This window comes from Micromonospora sp. NPDC049201, from assembly GCF_055586805.1.
Map to the genome: position 1 here is coordinate 183,702 of NZ_JBVJHM010000003.1, position 20,439 is coordinate 204,140.

A 20,439-nucleotide genomic window follows, 5' to 3' on the forward strand; every position below is an offset into this window, starting at 1 on the left:
GGGCGGACCGTCGAACCGGGGGCGTGTCCGCCCCGGTCCGGCGGCAGCCGGCTGTCGGCGACCGGCCCGTGCGCCGCTCAGAAGGGTAGCGGGCGGTCGGCCTCGTCCCCCGCGAAGGTGCCGATCTCGCGCAGCGCGTGCATCTTGTCCCGGCCGCGCTCTATCGAGGCCAACGCCCTGGTGAGGAACTGCTCGAAGTTGGCCAGCGCGGTGTCGACGTAGTCGTCCACCTCCTCGCGGAGGCGCTGCGCCTCGGCCCGCGCCTCACCGATGATCCGGGCGCCCTCGTGCTCGGCGGAGACCGTGATCTCGTTCACCGAGACCAGGCGGGCGTGTTCCGCCTCACCCTCGCTGATGATCCGGTCGGCCTCGCGCTTGCCGGCCTCCATGATCTTGTCCCGTTCCTCCAACAGCGCGGCGGCCCGGCGCAGGTCGGCGGGGAGCTCGGCGCGCAGCTCGTCGAGCACGGCGATCATCTCTCCGCGGTCGACCATGCAGTTGTTGCGCGACATCGGGACGGAGCGGGCCTGCTCCACCATGGCGATCAGTTCGTCGATGCGATCGAGCGGGTCCACCGGCGCCTCACTCCTGTCTTCGTCGGCCGCCCTCCATGATGCGGCCTGCGCCCGGTTCCGGCGCTGCCCCCATCATGTCGCGCCCCGCCCACTCCCGCCCCACCCCGCCCACCCGGCGCGTCGCCCCCGCGTCGCCCTCGCGTCGCCCCCGCCGTTGATCTTGCACTTTCCGCCCCGACATCTGGCGCGAAAGGGACACCTGCCGGGCCACAAGTGCAAGATCGGCGGGGTTGGGGGCGGGTCAGGGGCGGAGGCGGGCCACGAGTTGCTCGCGGACCAGGTCGGGGACGTGGGCGGAGATGTCGCCGCCCCACTTGGCCACGTCCTTGACCAGGCTGGAGGAGAGGAAGGAGTAGAGCGGGTTGGTCGGCATGAAGAGCGTCTCCACGCCGGCCAGGCCGATGTTCATCTGGGCCATCTGCAACTCGTAGTCGAAGTCGCTGACCGCCCGCAGGCCCTTGATCAGCACGCTCGCCTGCTGGTCCCGGCAGAAGTCGACGAGCAGGCCGCGGAACGACTCCACCCGGACGTTGTCGTACGAGGCGGTCACCTCGCGGAGCATCGTGATCCGCTCCTCGACCGTGAACAACCCCTGCTTCGACTGGTTGACCAGCACGCCGACGATCACCTCGTCGAAGAGCCGGCTGGCCCGGCCGACGATGTCGAGGTGACCGTTGGTGACCGGGTCGAACGAGCCCGGGCAGACCGCACGTCTCATGATCGGCGACCGTACCAAAGGGTGGTCTCGCCGTAGCGGCGACTGCGCTCCGGCGTGACGCCCTCCACCCAGTCGACCGGCCCGGATCGGCGGGACCGCTCGACGACCACCAGGGCGTCCGGGGCGAGCCAGTCGCCGTCGACCAGCGCGGCCAGCATCGCGGTGACCTCCGCGGCCGGCACCGCGTACGGCGGGTCGGCGAAGACCACGTCGTAGGGCGCGCCGTCCGGCCCGGCCGCCAGCACGCCGGCCACCTTGCCGGTGACCAGGCGGGCGGCCGGCGCGGCCCGGAGGATGGCGATGTTCTCCCGGATCACCCGGGCGGCCCGGGCGTCCGACTCGACCAGCAGCACGTGCGCCGCGCCCCGGGACAGCGCCTCCAGCCCGACCGCGCCGGAGCCGGCGAACAGGTCGGCGAAGCGCGCCCCGGCCAGGTCGAGATCGGCCTGCACGGCGCTGAACAGCGCCTCCCGCACCCGGTCCGAGGTCGGTCGGGTGCCGGCGCCGGGTGGCGCGGCGATCCGCCGCCCACCGAACGCGCCGGCCACGATCCGGGTCACCGTCGTTCCCTCCGCATGCCCCGACGCTACGCGACCGCGGACACCGGACGGGCGGACCACCGGGAGCGACGGTTCGTGACGCCCCGTACATCTATGATCTCGAATTCATAACGGACCCTTTACGACCCGTAGATCGCGGTAACGCCCACAGTGTCGATCTCGCTAGGGTCTGCCCGGTTGCCGTGTGGACGCGTGACTCCGGTCCGTCCGCCGCACCTCTCTCCGCACCTCCCCTCATCAGGAGAAGACGTGAACCGTCTCAACCTCCGGCGTGCCGCCGTCCTCACCGCCGGCGCGCTGATCGGCCTCGCGGGCGTCGCCACCACGGCCGCCCCGGCCGCGGCCCACCACCCCGAACCGTCCGGCAGCTTCTGCGCCGCCAAGGACGGCACGGTCACCGTCACCTGGTCGGTGACCAGCAGCGAGACCGACATCTCCGGCCGTATCACCAAGCTCGAGTCCACCGTGCCCGGTGACATCACCGGCGGCCTGACCGTCGGCGCGGAGCTGAAGAAGCAGAGCGAGGGGCCGTTGACCGGCACCCAGACCCACACGTTCACCGGTGAGATCCCCGAGCTGAAGCTGACCGTCGGGGCGCACTGGGAACGGGGCCGGCAGTCGCACGACGGTGAGCGCACCGTGGTGGCCCGGCCCAGCCGCGACTGCGAGGTCGAGGAGAGCCCGTCGCCGTCGCCCAACTCGCCGTCGCCGAGCGCCACGCCGGAGCCGACCCGGTCGCCCGAGCAGCCCACCCCGACGCCGTCCGCGTCCGTCGCCACGCCGCCGAGCCCGTCCGCGACGCCGTCCGCCCCGGCCGAGCCGGCGGAGCCGATCTTCAAGCTGGACCAGGACTGCGACTCGATGACCTTCATCGTGGAGAACCCGGCGAAGGGCATCCCCTTCACCGCCACGCTGACCACCGAGAAGGGCGTCACCAAGAAGCTCACCTCCGCGCCGGGCACGACCACCTCGGTCGGGTTCGACGCCTACCGGGGCCTCAAGGTCACCGTGAAGTACGACGTGGTCACCGACGCCGAGACCGTCCCGTACACCCAGCCGGAGGACTGCTCCGGCCAGGGCGGCGGCCTGCCGGTGACCGGCCCGGCCGCCGGCGCGATCGCCGGTGGCGCCGCGCTGCTGCTGGCCGCCGGCGCGGTGCTGTTCGTGGTGGCCCGCCGCCGCCGGATCCGCTTCACCGCCTGACCCGCCCGCACCGCCGCGAGGGCGCGTCGACCACCCGGTCGGCGCGCCCTCGCCGCGTACTCCACACCGGCACGTCGAGGGGGCCGGGGCGCACCCGTCCTCGATGCCCCACCTCGCCGCGGCGGCGTCGGTCAGGAGCCGTCCAGGTCGAGCATCGACGTGACGGCGGCCGGGTCCACCTCGGCCTGGTTGGTCAGCAGCACCAACCGTTGGTCGGTACCGGGCAGCCAGGCGGCGAACGCCTTGTAGCCGCCGTTGTCCCCGGAGTGGTGGACCGCCCGACGGCCGGCCAGCGGGCCGACGAAGAAGCCGTAGCCGTACGCCTCCCCGGGCCGTCCGGTGGGCGCGTGCGGCGCGGTCAGCGCCACCCGCGAGGCCGGGGCAAGCAGCCCGCCCCGGCGCGGCACGTCGAGCCAGGCGAGCAGGTCCGCGCCGGTGCACCAGACGTCACCCGCGCCCAGGCTCACGGTCGCCAGGTCCCAGGACGGCACCGGCCGCCCGCCCTCGTGCCCGACCGCCACGTCCGGCCGACCGCCGGCCGGGCCGGCGAAGCTGCCCGCCATGCCGAGCGGCGCGAAGACCTCATCGGCCAGGAAGTCGGCGTACGGACGGTCGGCGGCCCGCTCGACGGTCCGGGCCAGCAGCACGTACCCGGGGCTGCTGTAGTGCCAGCCGGCCCCCGGTCGGAACAGTGGCGGCACGGCCGCGAACGCGGCGAGCAGGGCGTCCGGCTCCGCCGGCCCGGCCAGGTCGACGGCCGGATACTCCGGCCAGTGGCCCAGGCCCGAGGTGTGGGTGAGCAGGTGGTGCAGCGTGATGCCGGACCACGCCGGCGGCGGGCCGGGCAACCACCGGGTGACCGGATCGGTCAGACGCAGCACGCCCCGCTCGGCGAGCAGCAGGACCGCGACGCCCGCCATCTGTTTGCTGATCGAGGCGATCTGGAACCGGGTGGCCGGGGTGCAGGGCACTCCGGTGGCCTCGTCGGCCGCGCCGGTGACCCGGTCCACCACCACCTCGTCGCCCCGGGCCAGCAGGAGCACGCCACGCTCGTGCGAAAACGTCGACATCCGTCGGAGCCTAGGCGCACCCGGTCGACCGGTGGGGTCAGCCCTTCTCCAGGTATTCGGCCCGCTCCTCGTCGACCAGGGCGGCGACGGACGCGGCCAGCGCCGGGTGCCGGGCCAGCTCCGGATCCTCCTCGACCAGCTCGATCGCCTCGGCGCGGGCGTCCCGGATCAGCTCCGTGTCGCGCAGGAGCGACAGCAACCGCAGGTGTGAGCGCCGGCCGGACTGGGACGCGCCGAGCACGTCGCCCTCCCGGCGCTGCTCCAGGTCGAGCTCGGCCAGCTTGAACCCGTCGGTGGTGGAGGCCACCGCGTCCAGCCGCTCCCGGGCCGACGAGCCCTCGGCCGCCTCGGTGACCAGCAGGCAGAGACCCGCGGCCGACCCCCGGCCCACCCGGCCGCGCAACTGGTGCAGCTGGGAGACGCCGAACCGGTCGGCGTCCAGCACGATCATCACGGTCGCGTTGGGGACGTTCACACCCACCTCGACGACCGTGGTCGCCACCAGCACGTCCAGGTCACCGGCGGCGTACGCGCGCATCACCGCGTCCTTCTCGTCGGCCGGCAGCCGCCCGTGCAGCACGCCGATCCGCAGCCCGTGCAGCGGCCCGTCGGCGAGCAGCGGGGCCACCTCCGTCACCGCCAGCGGCGGCCGGCGGCCGTTGTCGTCCTCCCGCGGCGCCTCCTCGTCGGAGACCGGGCCGTCCCCGATCCGGGGGCAGACCACGTACGCCTGGTGGCCCTTGCCGACCTCCTCGCGCAGCCGACGCCAGGCCCGGTCCAGGAAGGCCGGTTTCTCGGCGGCCGGCACCACGTGCGAGGCGATCGGCGAGCGGCCCTGCGGCAACTGGGACAGCGTCGAGGTCTCCAGGTCGCCGTAGACGGTCATGGCGACCGTGCGCGGGATCGGGGTGGCGGTCATCACCAGCACGTGCGGCGGCTGCTCGGCCTTGGCGCGCAGCGCGTCCCGCTGCTCCACGCCGAAGCGGTGCTGCTCGTCCACCACCACCAGGCCCAGGTCGGCGAAGTCGACACCCTCGTAGAGCAGCGCGTGCGTGCCAAGCACGATGCCGGCCCGGCCCTCGGCCACCTCGGCCAGGGCACGGCGTCGGGCCGCCGCGCCCAGCGAGCCGGTGACCAGCTCCACCCGGGTGGCGTCGTCGGCGGCGCCCAGCTCACCCGCGGTGCCGAGCGGGCCGAGCAGCTCCCGGATGCCGCGGTGGTGCTGGGCGGCGAGCACCTCGGTCGGGGCGAGCAGCGCGGCCTGACCGCCGGCGTCGACCACCTGGAGCATGGCGCGCAGCGCCACCACCGTCTTGCCGGAGCCCACCTCGCCCTGGAGCAGCCGGTGCATCGGGTGCGCGGTGGCCAGGTCGGCGGCGATCTCCCGCCCGACCACCTGCTGGCCGGGGGTCAGCTCGTACGGCAGCCGGGCGTCGAACGCGTCCAGCAGGCCACCCGCCCGGGCCGGTCGGGCCCGCGCCGGCCAGGCCGCCGCCCGGTGCTTGCGCTGCGCCAGGGTGAGCTGCACCGCGAACGCCTCGTCCCACTTGAGCCGGCGGCGGGCCCGGTAGAGCGCCTCCTTGCTGGACGGCCGGTGGATCTCCCGCAGGGCGGCGCCGATGCCGACCAGGTTGCGGGTGGCCCGCAGGGTGGCCGGCAGCGGGTCGTCCGGCGGGGTGAACGTGTCCAGCACCACCCGGACGCAGCGGGCGATCACCCAGGTCGGCACCGCCGCCGCGGCCGGGTAGACCGGGATCAGCGCGCCGGCGAACTCCTCGACCTCCTCGTTGGCCGCCGCCTCGCCGTCACCGCCCTCGCCGAGCAGGACGTACTCCGGGCCGTTGAGCTGCCGCTTGCCCCGGAACTCGGTCACCTTGCCGGCGAACAGCCCCCAGCGGCCCGGTCGCAGCTCCCGCTCCCGCCACGCCTGGTTGCCGAAGAAGGTGCAGGTCAGCACGCCGCCGGAACCGTCGCCGACGGTCACCTCCAGCAGGTTGCCGCGCCGCTGGCGCATCGGGCGGACCGCGGTGCGCTGCACCTGGGCCAGCACGGTGACCTGCTCCCCCACGTCGAGCGAGCGGATGTCGGTGTGCTCGCCGCGCTCGTCGTACCGGCGCGGGAAGTGGTAGACCAGGTCACCGGCGGTGTGCAGGTCGAGGTGGCCGGCAAGCGCCTTCGCGGTCTTCTCCCCGACCAGCTTCTTGAGCGGGGTGTCCACCGTCGACGGTTCGCTCGTCATTCGACCCCCAGCAGGAGCGGGTAGTGCGGCTGGCCGCCCTCGTACGCCTGCACCTCGACGAACGGCCAGGCGCGCTCGACGTGCGCGCGGACGCGGTCGGCCAGCCCGGCCGGGGCGTCCGCCCCGCAGAGCAGCGTGACCAGCTCGCCGCCGCCGCCGAGCATCCGGTCGACCACGGCGGTGCAGGTGTCGGTCAGATCCTGCCCGATCAGGTGCACCTCGCCCTCCACCAGGGCCAGCACGTCACCCGGCCGGCACGGGCCGGCGACGGTGAGCGCCTCCCGGCCGGCGTGGCAGACCTCGGCGTAGCGGCAGGCGCCGGCGGCCTCGGCCATCGCGATCACGTCGTCCTCGAAGCGGCGCTTCGGGTCGCGGACGGCGAGCGCGGCGAGCGCCTGCACCGGGGAGCGGGTGGGCACCACGCTGACCTTGATGCCGAGGCGGTGCGCCTCCCTGGCCGCCGCGCTCGCCACCGACTGCGTGTTCGGGTCGTTCGGCAGCACCACCACCCGGGCCGCGTCGGTGGCCCGGACCGCGTCGAGCAGCTCACCGGTGGACGGGTTGGCCGGCACCACCACCGCGCCCTCGGCGGCGAACAGCTCGGCGATGCCGGCGCCGGTGGCGACCACCACGGCGGCCCGGCCACCGGACGGCGCCGGCGGCGGGCCGGGCGCCGGAACGGGGTGGTCGGCGAAGCGGGTCACCGTGATCCGGTGCGGCCGGCCGGCGACCACACCCGCCTCCACGGCGGCCCCGACGTCGTTGACGTGCACGTGCACGTTCCAGGTGCCGTCGCCGTCCCCGACCACGGCCAGGGAGTCGCCGAGCCCGGCCAGCTCGCCGCGCAGCCGCCCGACCGCCTCCTCGGTGGCGTCGAGGAGGTACTGCACCTCGTAGGCGTACGCGTCGGAGCCGGTCTCCCGGACGGCGGCCCCCGGCCGGTGCGGCGCGGCCGGCGCGGGGGCCGGCCGGCCGGGGCTCTCCCCCGTGATCACCTCGACCAGCGCGTCGAGCAGCAGGCACAGCCCGCGCCCGCCGGCGTCGACCACGCCGGCGCGGGCCAGCTCGGGCAGTTGCTCCGGGGTGCGGGCCAGCGCGTGCGTGGCCGCCTCGGCGGCGGCCCCGGCCACCGTGCGCAGGTCGTCGCTGTCCGCCCGCTGGGCCGCGCGGGCCGCCGCGGCGACCACGCTCAGCAGCGTGCCCTCGACCGGCCGGGCGACCGCGGCGTACGCGGCGGTGGCGGCGTCGGCGAGCGCACCGGCGAGCTGCCGGCCCCGGACCGCCGGCGCGGCGGCGAGCGCGTCCGCGAGGCCGCGCAGGATCTGCGAGAGGATCACCCCGGAGTTGCCCCGCGCGCCGAGCAACGCGCCGCGGGCCATCAGCCGCAGCGCGTGCCCGTGCGGGGTGTGCCCGTCGTCGGGGAGGGTGCCGAGATCCATGGCCAGGGCCTGCTGGGCCGAGGTGAGCGTGAGCACCAGGTTGGTGCCGGTGTCGCCGTCCGGCACCGGGTAGACGTTGAGGCCGTCGATCTCGCCCTGGTGCCGCTGGAGGGCGGCCAGCCCGCTCGTGCACCAGCGGCGCACCGCGGCGGCGTCGAGGGTGTCCAGCACGTCGGGAAGCCTACTGGCGCGCACCGACACGCGCCGGGGTCGTCCGGCGTGTCCGCCCGGCCGGTCGGCCCGGTCGGCCCCGGTCCCGGGCCGGCCACGCGCCGCCCCGGCCGGCCGGTACGCTGGATGGGCTCGGCGAAGGGCCGATTGGGCGTACCGACCGGCATCGGGTAACCTGGCCAGGTTGCCCGGGCTGCGCCTGGCGGCGACCTCATGAACGTTTCAATCCCAGGAGTATCCCGTGGCTAGCGTGTGCGACGTCTGTGGCAAGGGACCGGGCTTCGGCCACAACGTGTCCCACTCGCACCGGCGGACCAACCGCCGCTGGAACCCGAACATCCAGTCGGTGCGTACCCCGGCCGGTGGCGGCACCACCAAGAAGTTGCAGGTCTGCACCTCGTGCATCAAGGCCGGCAAGGTCACCCGCGCCTGACGCGGAGCACCACCGGAACATCGTCGGTCGCCGGCGGACCCCTCGGGTCCGCCGGCTTCTGTCGTGTCCGCCGGTTCGCGGCGACCGCTGACCGACCGTACGGCGACCGGCTGGTCCCCGCCGGTTAGGGTGCTGCTGCGCCGGCCGTCCGGCTCCGGCGCGGACCGTGGGGAGGACGACCGGTGGACCTCGATCTGGGCCGCGAGCAACTGGTGGTGGTGGGCGGGTCGTTCGGCTCGTTGCGCTGGTTCGACCAGGAGCTGCCGGCCGGCAGTGTGGTGCTGGTCGAGGAGCCGGACGTGATCCGCCGCCGCGACCTGGTCCGGTTCGCCGAGGAGCTGCCGCTGATCGGCCGCCTGGTGGCCGCGGAGTACCAGACCGGCCTGGACGCCGACGCCCTGCTCGGTCGCGAGCCCGGCCTGGCCGACGCGCGCCTGGTGCTGCCCGGCCTGGAGTACGCGGTCGCCGCCACCGCCCGGCTGGCCGACCGGCTCAGCCTGCCCGGCGCCGGGGCGGTCGCCGCGGACATCTTCTCCGACAAGCACCGGATGCGGCTGCTCGCCGACGAGATCGGCCTGGCCAACCCGGCCTACGAGCTGGTTGACGACGCGGGCCGGGCGGCGGAGTTCGCCCGCGCGCACGGTGGCCGGTGCGTGCTCAAGCCCACCCGCCGCTCCGGCAGCCTCGGCGTGCAGCTCATCACCGACCCGGCCGAGGTGCCGGCCCGCTGGGCGGCCAGCGCCACCCCGCCGGAGCCGGCCGAGGCCACCGCGGGCCTGCCCACCGGCGTGCTGGTCGAGGAGCTGCTGGTCGGCTCCGAGCACAGCGTGGAGCTACTGGTCGCCGACGGCGAGGTGATCTTCGCCAACGTCACCGACAAGCGGGTCGCCGGTGGCCGGCACCCGGTGGAGACCGGGCACACCGTGCCGTCCGCGCTGCCACCGGCCGAGCACGACGCGATGCGGTCGGCGGCGACCCGCCTCGCCGCGGCGGCCGGCTTCGGCAGCGGCATGCTGCACAGCGAGTGGATCCTGGCCGACGGCGTGCCGACGCTCGTGGAGTGCGCCGCCCGGATGCCCGGCGACATGATCACGGCGCTCATCTCGATCGCCTACGAGCGGGACGTCATCGAGGCGTACCTGCGGGTGCTGTCCGGCGAACGGCCGGCGCTGCCGCAGCGGCCGACCGGCGCGGCGGCGATCGAGTTCCTGACCGCCCCGCCCGGCCGGGTCACCGCGGTGGACGGCCGGCGGGCGGCGCTGCGCGTGCCCGGCGTGCTCGACGTCCAGGTCGAGACGAGGGTCGGGCAGACCGTGCCCGAGCTGCTCTCCTCGGCGCACCGCAGCGGGCACCTGATGACCTGGGGCGCGACGCCGGACGAGGCGGCGGTCGCCGCCCGTCGGGCCGCCGCGGAGATCCGGATCACGGTCGGCTGAGGGCGGCGGTCAGAGCGTCCGGCCGAACGACAGGCAGCCCGGCGCGTCCCGGTAGTAGCCGAAGTTCGGGATCCGCTCGTAGCCGGCCGAGGCGTACATGGCGAGCGCCTCGGGCTGCTTGTCGCCGCACTCCAGCACGATCCGCTTCCGGCCGGCGTCGCGGGCGGACCGCTCGATCGCGGCGAGCACGGCACGGGCCACGCCCCGGCCCCGGGCGGCCGGCGCGGTGTACATCCGCTTCAACTCGGCCTCCTCGCCGTCCGCGCCGTGGCTGCGCCAGCCGCCGCAGCCCACCGGCAGGCCGTCCAGGTACGCGACCAGGAACGCGCCGGCCGGCGGGACGAACTCGGCGGCGTCGACGGGCGTCTCGTCGCCGTTGCCGCCGTACCGCCGGCCCAGGTCGGCCAGCGCCGCCCGGATCAGCTCCTGCGACTCGGGCGCGTCGAAGCGCCGCGGGAGGATCTCGATCTCGCTCACCGTGCCAGGCTACGACCGCCCCCGGCACCCGGCCGCCGCCGGTCGCCACGCTCGGACGCAGATCACTGCGGGCCCCGGCGGAAGAGCCTGCTGGCCCGCCCTGCGACGGGTCCGCTGGTCCGCCCTGCGACGGGTCCGCTGGTCCGCCCTGCGGCCGGTCGGCTGGTCCGCCCTGCGACGGGTCGGCTAGTCCGCTCTGCGGAAGTGGTCCCAGCCACGCGGGCCGTCGTAGTCACCGCCGTCGACGGTGACCCCGGCGCCCTCGGTGACCCGGCCGACCGGACGCCAGCCGTCCGGCAGCGCCGCGTCGGCGGGGAACGTGGCCGCCAGGGCGTGGTCGTCGCCGCCGGCCAGGATCCAGGAGTACGGGTCGACGCCGAGCGCCTGCGCCGCGTCGCGCATCTGCCGGGGCACCTCGAACGCGTCCCGGCTCAGGTCGACCGCCACCCCGCTGGCCGTGGCCACGTGTCCCAGGTCGGCGAGCAGCCCGTCCGAGACGTCGATCATGGCGGTGGCGCCGGCCGCGGCGGCGGCCGGCCCGGCGGCGTACGGCACCTCGGGGCGGCGGAACGCCTCGACCAGCAGCCGGGGCGTACGGAAGCCGCGGGACAGCACGGTGAAGCCGGCCGCCGCCCAGCCGGTACGCCCGGCGAGCGCCACCACGTCGTCCGGTCGTGCCCCGGAGCGGACCACCGGCGCGCGGCCGGCCAGGTCCCCGAGCGCGGTGACCGCGACGGTCAGCGTCGGGCTGGCGGACATGTCCCCGCCGACCACGCTCGCGCCCACGCCGGCCGCCTCCGCGCCCAGCCCGTCCGCCAGTTCCTCGGCCCAGGCCGGGTCCAGGTCGGCCGGCATGCAGAGCGCGACCAGCAGCGCGGTCGGCGTCGCGCCCATGGCGGCGACGTCGGCCAGGTTGGCCGCGGCGGCCCGGTGCCCGACGTCCCGCGCCGAGGACCAGTCCCGCCGGAAGTGCCGCCCCTCGACGAGCACGTCGGTGGAGGCGACCACCCGCCGGTCCGGCGCCGCCACCAGCGCCGCGTCGTCGCCGGGGCCGAGCAGGCAGCTCTCCCCGTACGACAGCCGGGCGGTCACCCGGTCGATCAGTCCGAACTCCCCGACACCCTCGACCGTCATGCCGTCCCCTCGTTCCGCTCCGTCGTTCCGCACGTTCCGCACCCGTCCCCCGCCCCCGGCCTGCCCACCCACCGGCGACCGATAGGGATCACGCCCGGTCGGTACGGTAGTTTCACCCTTCGGGCCGCCCCAGGCGGCGACGGACGGAGGTCGAGTCGTGGTACAGGCGTACATCCTCATCCAGACCGAGGTGGGCCGGGCGCGTGACGTGGCCGGTCTGATCGCGGACCTTGCCGGCGTGGTACGGGTCGACGCCGTCACCGGGCCCTACGACGTGGTCGTGCTCACCGAGGCGAACACGGTCGACGAGCTGGGCAAACTCATCGTCAGCAAGGTGCAGATGGTGCCCGGCATCACCCGCACGCTCACGTGTTCGGTGGTGCGGCTGTAAGTGGACGAGACGGAACCCACCAAGCGCCGGGACCCGGGTACCCGACGGGCCGCGCTCTGGGCCACGGTGATCGCGGTGCCGGTGACCCTGGCGGTGGCCGGCTTCACGTTCGCCAAGCTCGCCCCGGAGTCCCCGGACGCCGCGCCGAGCGCGTCGGCGAGCCCCCGGGCGCAGTCCACCGCGCCGGTCGAGCTGCCCGCGCCGGCGCTCGCCCAGCGCCCCGGGGTCGTCTGCCGCGCCCTGGTCTCGCAGCTTCCCGACAGCGTGCGTGACCTGCGGCAGCGCCCGGTCACCGCGGGTCCGGAGCAGAACGCGGCGTACGGCGACCCGGCGCTCACCGTGGCCTGCGGCGCGACGCCGCCGGTGCGGCCCTGCCCGTCGCCCACCGGCGGCGCCACGCTGCCCGCCGGTTGTTTCCCGGACACCGACGAGGTGTTCCGGGTCAACGGCGTCTGCTGGCACCCGGTGACCGGGGCCGGCGCCACGGTGCTGACCACCGTCGACCGGGAGGTGCCCGTCCAGGTCCGGGCGCCGGAGACGTACCAGCCCGCGTTGCAGTGGGTGGTGCAGATCTCCGACGCGATCGTCAGCGCGGTCCCCTCGGCGAAGCAGGCCCCCTCGGGCTGCGCCGGGTGACGCCCGGGCCGGCCCGTCAGCGGCCGGCGCGGCGGTGCAGGGCGGTGCGGATCAGGCGGTTGACCAGCTTCGGGTACTCCAGCCCGCTGGCCGCCCACATGCGCGGGAACATCGAGGTCGGCGTGAAGCCCGGCATCGTGTTGATCTCGTTGAGGAAGACCTCCTGCGCCGGGGTGACGAAGAAGTCGACCCGGGCCAGGCCGGAGCAGTCCAGCGCGGTGAACGCCCGGGTGGCGTAGTCGCGCACCTGCCGGGTCACCGCCTCGGGCAGCTCCGCGGGGACGTCGTACTCGGTCACCTCGTCGGCGAAGATGTACTTGGCCTCGAAGTCGTACCAGTCGCGGTCGCCGATCATCCGCACCTCGGCGAGCACCGACGCCTCGGGCGCGCCGCCGGCCTCGCCCTCCAGCACGCCGCACTCGATCTCGCGGCCCACCACGGCGGCCTCCACCAGCACCTTGCTGTCGATCTCGCGGGCGGTGGCGAGCGCGGCGTCCAACCGCGCCCAGTCGTCGACCTTGGTGATGCCGAACGAGGAACCGGCGCGGGACGGCTTGACGAAGACCGGCAGGCCGAGGCGCTCCTTGTCCTCCTCGCTCAACGACATCCCGGCGCGCAGCACCGCGTACGGGCCGACCGGGATGCCCTCGGCCACGCAGAGTTTCTTGGTGAACTCCTTGTCCATGGCGGCGGCGGACGCGAACACGTTCGCCCCGACGTAGGGGAGGTCGGCCATCTCCAACATGCCCTGGATCGTGCCGTCCTCGCCGTACGCGCCGTGCAGCACCGGGAAGACCACGTCCACGTCGGCCAGCGCCACCGGACCCTGGGCCGGGTCGAGCACCATCAGGCCGCCGGCGGCCGGGTCGGCGCGCAGCAGCAGTTCGGCGCCGGAGCCGGCGGTGATCTCGGGCAGCTTGCGGTCGGCGATGGCGAGCCCGGCCGGGTCGCCGCTGGCGAGCACCCACTGGCCCCGCCGCGTGATGCCGACCGGGACGACCTCGAACTCGTCCGGGTCCAGGGCGGCCAGCACGCTGCCGGCGCTGACGCAGGAGATGCCGTGTTCGGGGCTCCGGCCGCCGAAGACGATCGCCACACGGGTCTTGCCTGGGGTGGTCATGGTCACCTCATCGTTCGCGGCTGCGGCTGGCCGTGCTCGCCGGTGGCGCTCACCCGGTTGACCTTACTGTGCGTCGTCGGAAGCGGTGGCCGATACCCGGGCAGAGCGCAACCGCGTGGCAAACGGTCAAGGTGACATATACGGGGAGTAACGGCGCGGGCGGCCGACGGCGGGACCTGCCGTCGGCCGCCCGGCTCCCCGACCCCCGTTGCCGCCTCCACGGGGTCGGGCCCGGTGTGGTTCAGGTGGCCGGCTGCCGGAGCCGGCGACCGACCGCGATGACCTTGACCCGTTGCCGGCCGGCCCGCACCATGCCCAGCGCCATGAACGCGCCGGCGATCCGGTCGGCCGCCTCCCGGCTGCTCGCGCCGACCACCTGCCGACGTCGTTCCGGGCTGGTCCGTTCGTCGCGTCCGGGGCCGTTGGTGGGGCGTACGTCGGTGAGGACCACGAGGAACCGGGTCATTCCGGGCCACCCCCGCCCCCGGGGCGGCAGGCCGTCACCGTCATCGCGATTCCTCCCCGTCTGGCGGACCGGGTAGGGGCACGCGGCGATCGGGTCGTGGGGGAGTAAACCCGACCGCCGCGCACCCCATCCCCTCCGGTCGCTCACCACCACCGTCGCCACGACAACCGGTGGTGAGGACGCCATCACAGATTGACAGGTGGACGGGCGTGAATGCAACTCTCATCGGCTTTCTCTCATGCCCATTTTCCCACCGGATATGAGACCATCGATACATGGCGCCGAAGACCGCCCGAGCCCGACGGCTCGGCATCGCCCTGCGAACCCACCGGGAGGCCGCCGGCCTCACGCTGGAGACCGCGGCCGACGAGATCAACAGCACCCGCAGCACGCTGTCCCGCTACGAGAACGCCCAGACGCTGATCAGCCCGGCCACCGTGCGCGCGCTGCTCACCAGCTACGGCGTGGGACCCGACGAGATCGCCGCGGCGGTCCAACTGGCCAAGGACGCCCGCAAGCCCGGCTGGTGGGTGTCCTACTCGTACTTGCTGGACCGCCGCACCATCGACTTCATCGCGCTGGAGGCCGAGGCCACCGGCATCGCGAACTTCGAACCGTCGGTGGTGCCGGGCCTGCTACAGACCGCCGACTACATCCGGGCGGTGATGCGCGGCGGCCCGCACACGCTCAGCGACGAGCAGGTGGAACAGCGCGTGCACCTGCGGTTGGACCGCCAGCAGCGGATCACCGCGGCGGAGCCGCCGATCCTCGACGCCATCATCGACGAGGGCGCGCTGCTGCGCCCGGTCGGCGGCCGGGCGGTGATGGCCAGCCAGCTCCAGCACCTGCTCAAGATGACCGAGCTGCCGAACATCACGGTGCAGGTGATCCCGCTCTCCGCCGGCTACCACCGGGGCACCCGGGGTTCCCTGCACATCCTGGAGTTCGCCGACCCGGAGGACCCGATCATCGCGTCGGTGGAGACCGTCGCCGGGCAGATGGTCCTGGACCGGCCGGGCGACCTGCGTACCTGTACAAAGATCATGGAGCACCTGCGGACCGTGGCGCTGAGCCCGGCGGCCAGTCGGGACCAGCTCCTCCGTCTGCTCAACGAGAGGTGACCGAATGAACGGCACGACCCCCAGCCACCCGACGCCGCGGTGGCGCAAGAGCAGCCACAGCGGCGACGAGGGCGCCTGCGTGGAGATGGCGCCGCTGCCGGAGACCGTCGCGGTCCGCGACTCCAAGGACCCGACCGGCCCGGTGCTCGTGTTCCCGCCCGCCGCCTGGGCCGCCTTCACCGCCGCGCCGCCCCGCGCCTGACGACACCGCGCCGCGCCGGGCGCTGTTAAGCGGGGCCCCCGCCTCTACCGAAGACGTTAAGCGGGGGCCCCGCCTTTCACCCGATCGAGGGCGGCGATCGCGACGCCCCGCGCGCCGGCCATGTCACGGTCGGGCACCAGCGCGAACGTCGCCACCGCGCGTTGCTCCTCGCGGAGCACCGTGTGCTCCGCGACGGTGGCGAGGAACCAGTCCCGGAACTCCGGCGCGGCCTCCACCACGCCGCCACCGACGAAGTACGCGTGCGGGTCGGTGAAGTTCGCCGCGATGGTGAACAACCGCCCCAGCGCCCGGGCCTGCTGGCCGAACACCTGACGGGCCAACGGGTCGCCCCGCTCGCCGAGGTCGCGGAGCAGCTTCGCCGCCCGGCCGGGCTCCTCCGCCGCCAGCGGATGCTCCGGCTGCCGGGCCAGCCAGTACGGCAGCAGGTTGCGCCGGATGGCGGTGAGCGAGGCGACGCTCTCCGCGTCCCCGGCGAAGCCGCAGGCACAGACCGGCACCGGCTGGCCCGGTTCGAGCAGCCCGTCCAGCGGGATGTGCACGTGCCCGAACTCGCCCGCCATGCCGGCCGCGCCGCCGACCACCCGGCCGGCCTCGACCACACCCCCGCCGAGGCCGGTGCCGACGATGGCGGACACCGACGAGCGGGCCGCCGCGTCCGCGCCGAAGTGCACGTGGTGGGCGTAGAGCGCGGCGGCGTTGCCGTCGTTGGCGTACACCACCGGCAGGCCGAGCCGCCGCTCCAGCGCGCTGCGCACGTCGTAGCCGCGCCAGGCGGGCTGCGCGAAGTTGGTCGACCCGCGCGAGGAGATCACCCCGGTGGCGCTGGCCGGGCCGGGCGTGTCCAGCCCGACCGCGCGGACCAGCTCGCGGGGCACCCCGGTGTCCGCGAGCACCCCGTCGAACGCCCGCGCGAGCGCCTCGACCGCCGCCTCCGGGCCGTCGCCCACCTCACTCGGGATCTCGCGCAGCCCGTCCACCAGGAACCGGCCGTCGACGGTCAGCACGGTGGCGTTGTTGCTCGTGCCGCCGTTGTCCAGCCCCACCACCACCGGCATTCCTGTGCCGCCCACCGCCACCGCCTCGCCGTCGAGTCTGAGCCGAGGTTAGTTCCCGACCGGCCCACCCGCCACGGCGACGTCAGCCGGGGCGGCGGGCGGTCACGGCGGTGGCCTCCCACTCCTCGTCGCGCACCACCGTCGGGTCCAGCCCGGCGGCGGTGAACACGGCGCAGAGCGCGGGTGCCTGCTCCTCGCTCACCTCGACCGCGAGGTGCCCGCCCGGGGCCAGCCACTCGGCCGCGCCGGCGGCCACCCGGCGCAGCACCGCCAGCCCGTCCGCGCCCCCGTCCAGCGCCACCGGCGCCTCGTGCAGCCGCGCCTCGGCCGGCATCATCGCCACCGCGTCGCTCGGCACGTACGGGGCGTTCGCCACCACCAGGTCCAGCCGGCCGCGCCAGCGCGCCGGCACCGGCGCGAACAGGTCACCCTGGTAGACCGGCACGCCCAGCGGGTCGAGGTTGCGCCGGGCGCAGGCCACCGCCACCGGGTCGACGTCGGCGGCGCCCAACCAGCGTGGGGCCAGCCGGTCGTGCAGCACCACGGCGGCGGCACCGGAGCCGCAGCACAGGTCCAGCACCGCCGGTGCCGGCCCGGTCACCGCCACGGCGGCGTCGACGAGCAGCGCGGTACGCCCCCGGGGCACGAACACGCCGGGCTGGACGACGATCCGCCGCCCGCAGAACTCGGCCCAGCCGAGCAGGTGCTCCAGCGGCAGGCCGGCGACGCGACGGTCGACCAGGCGGGTCAGCGTGTCGGCCGAGTCGGCGGCGGCGATCAGGAGATCCGCCTCGTCCTCGGCGAAGACACAACCGGCGGCACGCAGCCGGCGGACGAGGGCGGGACGGTCGGGAGTGAACACGGTGGATGCCATGGCAAGCCTCTCGGGGAACGCTCGTCGGCGCCCCCGGCGCCGCCTCAGACCCGGGGCGACACGGACTCGGAGGGAGCGCCGGTCCTCTGCTGGTGGATCGGACTCACCTCCTCGCGTCGGGGCCGCACGGGCCGTGGCTGCCCGTCACGATAGCCCAGCGGTCGGCCCGCCGTCAGCCCGGCACGTCAGCGCGCGGCGGCGTCCAACGCCGCGGCCACGTCGGCGACCAGGTCGGCGGCGTCCTCGATGCCGCAGGAGAGCCGGACGAAGCCGGGCGCGGTGTCGTCGCCCCACTGGGCCCGCCGGTCGGCGGTGGTGTGCAGCCCACCGAACGAGGTGGCGGCCGCCACCAGGCGGGACGCGTCGAGGAACCGGGCCACCCGGTCGGCGTCGCCCAGGTCGAACGAGAGCACGCCGGGGACGCGCCGCATCTGCGTCGACGCCACCCGGTACGCCGGGTCCGCCGGCCGCCCCGGCCAGCGCAGGCCGGTCACGTCCGGCCGGCCGGCGAGCAGGTCGGCAAGCGCCCCGGCGTTGGCGGTCTGCCTCGCCAGCCGCAGGTCGACGGTGGCCAGCGAGCGGTGGGCCAGCCAGCAGTCGAACGCGCCGGGCACCCCGCCGGTGGTGGTCCGCCACCCGGTCACCGCGTCGCGCAGCGCGGCGTCGCGCGTCGCCACGTAGCCGAGCAGCAGGTCGGAGTGGCCGGTGAGCGCCTTGGTGCCGGAGGCCACCACCACGTCCGCGCCGAGGTCCAGCGGGCGCTGCCCGAGCGGCGTCGCGGTGGTGTTGTCCACCGCCAGCAGCGCGCCCGCGGCGTGCGCCGCCCCGGCCAGCGCCGGCACGTCGGCCACGTCGAGGCCGGGATTCGCCGGCGTCTCCAGCAGCACCAGCCGGACGTCGTCGAACGACGGGTACGGCCCGGCGGTCGGCACGAGGACGACGTGCACCCCGATCCGCTCCAGCGTGTCGGTGGCGAACGCGCGCACCGGGAAGTAGCCGTCGGCGGGGAGCAGCACCGTGTCACCGGGACGCAGCACGGCCAGCAGCAGCCCGGTGATGGCCGCCTGGCCGCTGGCGAAGGCCCGGCACTCCCCGCCCTCCAGCTCGCCGATCGCCGACTCCAGCAGCCGGCGGGTGGGATTGTCCGGCCGCCCGTACCCGTCGGGCGCCGCCGCCGGCCCGCGCCACGGGTCGAGGTGGTACGGCGCGGCGAACACCGGGCCGGGCAGGAACGGCTGGCCCGGCACCGCCTCCGGCAGGCCGGCGTGGACGCTGCGGGTGCCGTCCCCCCAGCCCGCGCTCACTCGTACGACTCCGGCTTGGCGGTGCGGCTCATCAGCGCGTCCACGGCCAGGCGGGGGTCCATCCCCTCGTGGCAGATCCGCTCGATCTGCTCGGTGATCGGCATCTCCACCCCGTGCGCCCGGGCCAGGTCCCGGATGGCCAGGCAGCTCTTCACGCCCTCGGCGGTCTGCCGGGTGGCCGCCTGGGCCTGTTCCAGCGTCTCGCCCCGGCCCAGGTGTTCGCCGAACGTGCGGTTGCGGGCCAGCGGCGACGAGCAGGAGGCGACCAGGTCGCCCATGCCGGCCAGCCCGGCGAAGGTGATCGGGTCGGCGCCGAGCGCCACGCCCAGCCGGGCGGTCTCGGCCAGGCCACGGGTCATCAGCATGGCGCGGGTGTTGTCGCCGAAGCCCATCGCGGTGGCGATGCCGTAGGAGAGCGCGATCACGTTCTTCACCGCGCCGCCCAGCTCGCAGCCGATCACGTCGTCGTTGGTGTAGGGGCGGAAGTAGGGCGTCCGGATCGACGCCTGCACCAGCGCGGTACGCCGGCTGTCGGTGCCGGCGACCACGGTGGCGGCGGGCTGCTCGGCGGCGATCTCCGGGGCCAGGTTGGGCCCGGAGACCACGACCACCCGGTCCGCCGGCACCCCGGCCGTCTCCATGATCACCTGGCTCATCCGCTTGGTGGTGCCCAGCTCGATGCCCTTCATCAGGGACACCAGCGTGGCGTCGGGGGCCAGGTACGGCGTCCACTCGGCGAGGTTGCCGCGCAGCGTCTGCGAGGGCACCGAGAGCACCACCACCTCGGCCCCCTGGATCGCCTCGGCGGCGTCGCCGGTGGCGGTGACCCGCTCGGGCAGGCGCACGTCCGGCAGGTACTCCGGGTTACGCCGCCCGTCACGGATCGCCTCGGCCACCGCGGCGCGGCGGGCCAGCACCGTCACGTCCCGCCCGGCGTCGGCGAGGATCTTGGCGAACGCGGTCCCCCAGGAACCGGCGCCCAGCACCGCGACGTGCCCGCTCATTCGGAGACCTCCGGGGTGCCGGTGCGGGCCGGGCGCTGCCACAGCGGCGGCGGTGTGCCGCCCCGGATCTCGGCGACCAGGTCCCGGATCCGCAGCATGATGGTGTCCGTCATCTCCTCCAGGATCGGCCGGGTCGGCGTGGCGCCCGCCCACCGGCCCAGGTCGACCGGCGGCCCGGCGACCACCGTCACCGGCGTACGCGGACGCAGCCCGAACCGGGCCGTGCGCGGGTCGAACATCCGTTCCGGGCCGATCATGGCCACCGGGATCACCGGGGCGCCGGTGGCCAGCGCCAGCCGGGCCGCGCCGGTCTTGCCCCTCATCGGCCACAGCTCCGGCTCCCGGGTGGTGGTGCCCTCCGGGTAGATCACCACGGCGCCTCCGTCGTCCAGCGCGGCGATCAGCTTGTCCAGCGACTTGACCGCCTCGACGCTGCCCCGCTCGACCGGGATCTGCTTGCACCGGTGCAGGATCCAGCCGATCACCGGCACCCGGAACACGCTCGCCTTGCCGAGGAACTGCGGCCAGCGCCCGGCGTCGTAGATGAAGTGCGCGGAGACCAGCGGGTCGGCGTGCGAGATGTGGTTGGGCACGATGATGATGCCGCCGTCGCCCCCCAGGTGCTCCATGCCCCGCCAGGTGCGCCGGGTCCAGACGGTCAACACCGGCTTCACCAGCACCACGGCGAACCGTTGCCAGAATCCCAGCCTCCGCGGTGCCACAGTGCCTCCTCGTTCCGCCCCACGCGCCCCGGGGAAGAATCATGCCTGCTCGCCACCGGTCCGGCCAG

General features: G+C 75.0%; 22 protein-coding genes. 7 read left to right on the top strand and 15 right to left on the bottom strand.

The genetic code is table 11. The features are described 5' to 3' along the window. Window positions 1–77: 77 nt before the first annotated feature. The 3 genes from ACZ6O5_RS07960 to rsmD all read right to left on the bottom strand — a co-directional run bounded on the left by ACZ6O5_RS07960 (window position 78) and on the right by rsmD (window position 1,853). On the bottom strand, window positions 78–575 hold the full coding sequence (locus tag ACZ6O5_RS07960) for an SPFH domain-containing protein (protein ID WP_107156119.1): 498 nt from the start codon (window positions 573–575) through the stop codon (window positions 78–80). 241 nt (window positions 576–816) lie between these two features. Continuing rightward, window positions 817–1,293, bottom strand: coding sequence for a pantetheine-phosphate adenylyltransferase (gene coaD, locus ACZ6O5_RS07965; RefSeq protein ID WP_107156120.1), 477 nt, complete (start codon window positions 1,291–1,293; stop codon window positions 817–819). Next, window positions 1,290–1,853 (bottom strand): 16S rRNA (guanine(966)-N(2))-methyltransferase RsmD, encoded by a 564-nt coding sequence (rsmD, locus tag ACZ6O5_RS07970; protein ID WP_465975310.1) that lies wholly within the window; start codon window positions 1,851–1,853, stop codon window positions 1,290–1,292. Before rsmD ends, coaD begins: the two co-directional genes overlap by 4 nt. 249 nt (window positions 1,854–2,102) lie before the next feature. On the opposite strand from rsmD, the gene ACZ6O5_RS07975 reads away from it, so the two are divergent. Further along, window positions 2,103–3,056: a cell wall anchor protein gene (locus ACZ6O5_RS07975; RefSeq protein ID WP_465975312.1), complete on the top strand. Its 954-nt coding sequence runs from the start codon at window positions 2,103–2,105 to the stop codon at window positions 3,054–3,056. Between the two features lie 131 nt (window positions 3,057–3,187). Here ACZ6O5_RS07975 and ACZ6O5_RS07980 read toward each other — a convergent pair whose 3' ends face one another. The 3 genes from ACZ6O5_RS07980 to ACZ6O5_RS07990 are packed head-to-tail and all read right to left on the bottom strand — an operon-like array spanning window position 3,188 to window position 7,975. Continuing rightward, on the bottom strand, window positions 3,188–4,126 hold the full coding sequence (locus tag ACZ6O5_RS07980) for a serine hydrolase domain-containing protein (protein WP_465975314.1): 939 nt from the start codon (window positions 4,124–4,126) through the stop codon (window positions 3,188–3,190). 37 nt (window positions 4,127–4,163) lie between these two features. Next, on the bottom strand, window positions 4,164–6,365 hold the full coding sequence (gene recG / locus ACZ6O5_RS07985; protein WP_465975316.1) for an ATP-dependent DNA helicase RecG: 2,202 nt from the start codon (window positions 6,363–6,365) through the stop codon (window positions 4,164–4,166). Beyond that, the gene (locus ACZ6O5_RS07990; protein WP_465975318.1) at window positions 6,362–7,975 is read right to left on the bottom strand and encodes a DAK2 domain-containing protein; all 1,614 of its coding nucleotides are present in this window, start codon (window positions 7,973–7,975) and stop codon (window positions 6,362–6,364) included. The genes recG and ACZ6O5_RS07990 overlap by 4 nt, the downstream gene beginning before the upstream one ends. 241 nt (window positions 7,976–8,216) lie before the next feature. Here ACZ6O5_RS07990 and rpmB point away from each other — a divergent pair, with 241 nt between their 5' ends. Continuing rightward, window positions 8,217–8,408 (top strand): 50S ribosomal protein L28, encoded by a 192-nt coding sequence (rpmB, locus tag ACZ6O5_RS07995; protein ID WP_013284551.1) that lies wholly within the window; start codon window positions 8,217–8,219, stop codon window positions 8,406–8,408. Window positions 8,409–8,590: 182 nt separating this feature from the next. Further along, a complete protein-coding gene (locus ACZ6O5_RS08000; protein WP_465975320.1) occupies window positions 8,591–9,844 on the top strand; it encodes an ATP-grasp domain-containing protein in 1,254 nt (417 codons plus the stop codon). 9 nt (window positions 9,845–9,853) lie between these two features. Here ACZ6O5_RS08000 and ACZ6O5_RS08005 read toward each other — a convergent pair whose 3' ends face one another. Then, window positions 9,854–10,321: a GNAT family N-acetyltransferase gene (locus ACZ6O5_RS08005; protein ID WP_405092823.1), complete on the bottom strand. Its 468-nt coding sequence runs from the start codon at window positions 10,319–10,321 to the stop codon at window positions 9,854–9,856. A 186-nt stretch (window positions 10,322–10,507) separates the two neighbouring features. Further along, window positions 10,508–11,455 (bottom strand): thiamine-phosphate kinase, encoded by a 948-nt coding sequence (locus tag ACZ6O5_RS08010; protein WP_465975322.1) that lies wholly within the window; start codon window positions 11,453–11,455, stop codon window positions 10,508–10,510. Window positions 11,456–11,612: 157 nt separating this feature from the next. Here ACZ6O5_RS08010 and ACZ6O5_RS08015 point away from each other — a divergent pair, with 157 nt between their 5' ends. Together ACZ6O5_RS08015 and ACZ6O5_RS08020 are read left to right on the top strand one after the other, a co-directional pair. Next, window positions 11,613–11,846: an Lrp/AsnC ligand binding domain-containing protein gene (locus ACZ6O5_RS08015; protein ID WP_013284547.1), complete on the top strand. Its 234-nt coding sequence runs from the start codon at window positions 11,613–11,615 to the stop codon at window positions 11,844–11,846. Then, on the top strand, window positions 11,847–12,482 hold the full coding sequence (locus ACZ6O5_RS08020; RefSeq protein WP_465975324.1) for a DUF3515 family protein: 636 nt from the start codon (window positions 11,847–11,849) through the stop codon (window positions 12,480–12,482). Window positions 12,483–12,498: 16 nt separating this feature from the next. On the opposite strand, the gene ACZ6O5_RS08025 is transcribed toward ACZ6O5_RS08020, so the two are convergent. Together ACZ6O5_RS08025 and ACZ6O5_RS08030 are read right to left on the bottom strand one after the other, a co-directional pair. Further along, window positions 12,499–13,602, bottom strand: coding sequence for a D-alanine--D-alanine ligase family protein (locus ACZ6O5_RS08025; protein WP_405092820.1), 1,104 nt, complete (start codon window positions 13,600–13,602; stop codon window positions 12,499–12,501). Between the two features lie 241 nt (window positions 13,603–13,843). Continuing rightward, on the bottom strand, window positions 13,844–14,068 hold the full coding sequence (locus tag ACZ6O5_RS08030; protein ID WP_465975326.1) for a hypothetical protein: 225 nt from the start codon (window positions 14,066–14,068) through the stop codon (window positions 13,844–13,846). 275 nt (window positions 14,069–14,343) lie between these two features. On the opposite strand from ACZ6O5_RS08030, the gene ACZ6O5_RS08035 reads away from it, so the two are divergent. Then, window positions 14,344–15,189: a helix-turn-helix domain-containing protein gene (locus ACZ6O5_RS08035; RefSeq protein WP_281935775.1), complete on the top strand. Its 846-nt coding sequence runs from the start codon at window positions 14,344–14,346 to the stop codon at window positions 15,187–15,189. A 4-nt stretch (window positions 15,190–15,193) separates the two neighbouring features. Continuing rightward, window positions 15,194–15,391: a DUF397 domain-containing protein gene (locus ACZ6O5_RS08040; protein WP_107156132.1), complete on the top strand. Its 198-nt coding sequence runs from the start codon at window positions 15,194–15,196 to the stop codon at window positions 15,389–15,391. Window positions 15,392–15,447: 56 nt separating this feature from the next. On the opposite strand, the gene ACZ6O5_RS08045 is transcribed toward ACZ6O5_RS08040, so the two are convergent. The 5 genes from ACZ6O5_RS08045 to ACZ6O5_RS08065 all read right to left on the bottom strand — a co-directional run bounded on the left by ACZ6O5_RS08045 (window position 15,448) and on the right by ACZ6O5_RS08065 (window position 20,371). Continuing rightward, window positions 15,448–16,467, bottom strand: a complete 1,020-nt coding sequence (locus ACZ6O5_RS08045) for an ROK family protein (RefSeq protein ID WP_465975904.1) — start codon at window positions 16,465–16,467, stop codon at window positions 15,448–15,450. Between the two features lie 82 nt (window positions 16,468–16,549). Next, window positions 16,550–17,341, bottom strand: a complete 792-nt coding sequence (locus tag ACZ6O5_RS08050; protein WP_465975329.1) for a putative protein N(5)-glutamine methyltransferase — start codon at window positions 17,339–17,341, stop codon at window positions 16,550–16,552. Between the two features lie 185 nt (window positions 17,342–17,526). Further along, on the bottom strand, window positions 17,527–18,645 hold the full coding sequence (locus ACZ6O5_RS08055) for a cystathionine gamma-lyase (RefSeq protein ID WP_465975331.1): 1,119 nt from the start codon (window positions 18,643–18,645) through the stop codon (window positions 17,527–17,529). After that, window positions 18,642–19,649, bottom strand: coding sequence for an NAD(P)H-dependent glycerol-3-phosphate dehydrogenase (locus tag ACZ6O5_RS08060; protein WP_465975333.1), 1,008 nt, complete (start codon window positions 19,647–19,649; stop codon window positions 18,642–18,644). The genes ACZ6O5_RS08055 and ACZ6O5_RS08060 overlap by 4 nt, the downstream gene beginning before the upstream one ends. Next, on the bottom strand, window positions 19,646–20,371 hold the full coding sequence (locus ACZ6O5_RS08065) for a lysophospholipid acyltransferase family protein (RefSeq protein ID WP_465975335.1): 726 nt from the start codon (window positions 20,369–20,371) through the stop codon (window positions 19,646–19,648). Before ACZ6O5_RS08065 ends, ACZ6O5_RS08060 begins: the two co-directional genes overlap by 4 nt. Window positions 20,372–20,439: the final 68 nt, after the last annotated feature.

Coding starts and splice junctions, on each gene's coding strand:
- coaD (WP_107156120.1), bottom strand. CDS start 1,293: ATGAGACGTGCGGTCTGCCCGGGCTCGTTCGACCCGGTCACCAACGGT.
- ACZ6O5_RS07980 (WP_465975314.1), bottom strand. CDS start 4,126: ATGTCGACGTTTTCGCACGAGCGTGGCGTGCTCCTGCTGGCCCGGGGC.
- recG (WP_465975316.1), bottom strand. CDS start 6,365: ATGACGAGCGAACCGTCGACGGTGGACACCCCGCTCAAGAAGCTGGTC.
- ACZ6O5_RS08010 (WP_465975322.1), bottom strand. CDS start 11,455: ATGACGGTCGAGGGTGTCGGGGAGTTCGGACTGATCGACCGGGTGACC.
- ACZ6O5_RS08025 (WP_405092820.1), bottom strand. CDS start 13,602: ATGACCACCCCAGGCAAGACCCGTGTGGCGATCGTCTTCGGCGGCCGG.
- ACZ6O5_RS08030 (WP_465975326.1), bottom strand. CDS start 14,068: ATGACCCGGTTCCTCGTGGTCCTCACCGACGTACGCCCCACCAACGGC.
- ACZ6O5_RS08035 (WP_281935775.1), top strand. CDS start 14,344: ATGGCGCCGAAGACCGCCCGAGCCCGACGGCTCGGCATCGCCCTGCGA.
- ACZ6O5_RS08040 (WP_107156132.1), top strand. CDS start 15,194: ATGAACGGCACGACCCCCAGCCACCCGACGCCGCGGTGGCGCAAGAGC.
- ACZ6O5_RS08045 (WP_465975904.1), bottom strand. CDS start 16,467: ATGCCGGTGGTGGTGGGGCTGGACAACGGCGGCACGAGCAACAACGCC.
- ACZ6O5_RS08050 (WP_465975329.1), bottom strand. CDS start 17,341: ATGGCATCCACCGTGTTCACTCCCGACCGTCCCGCCCTCGTCCGCCGG.
- ACZ6O5_RS08060 (WP_465975333.1), bottom strand. CDS start 19,649: ATGAGCGGGCACGTCGCGGTGCTGGGCGCCGGTTCCTGGGGGACCGCG.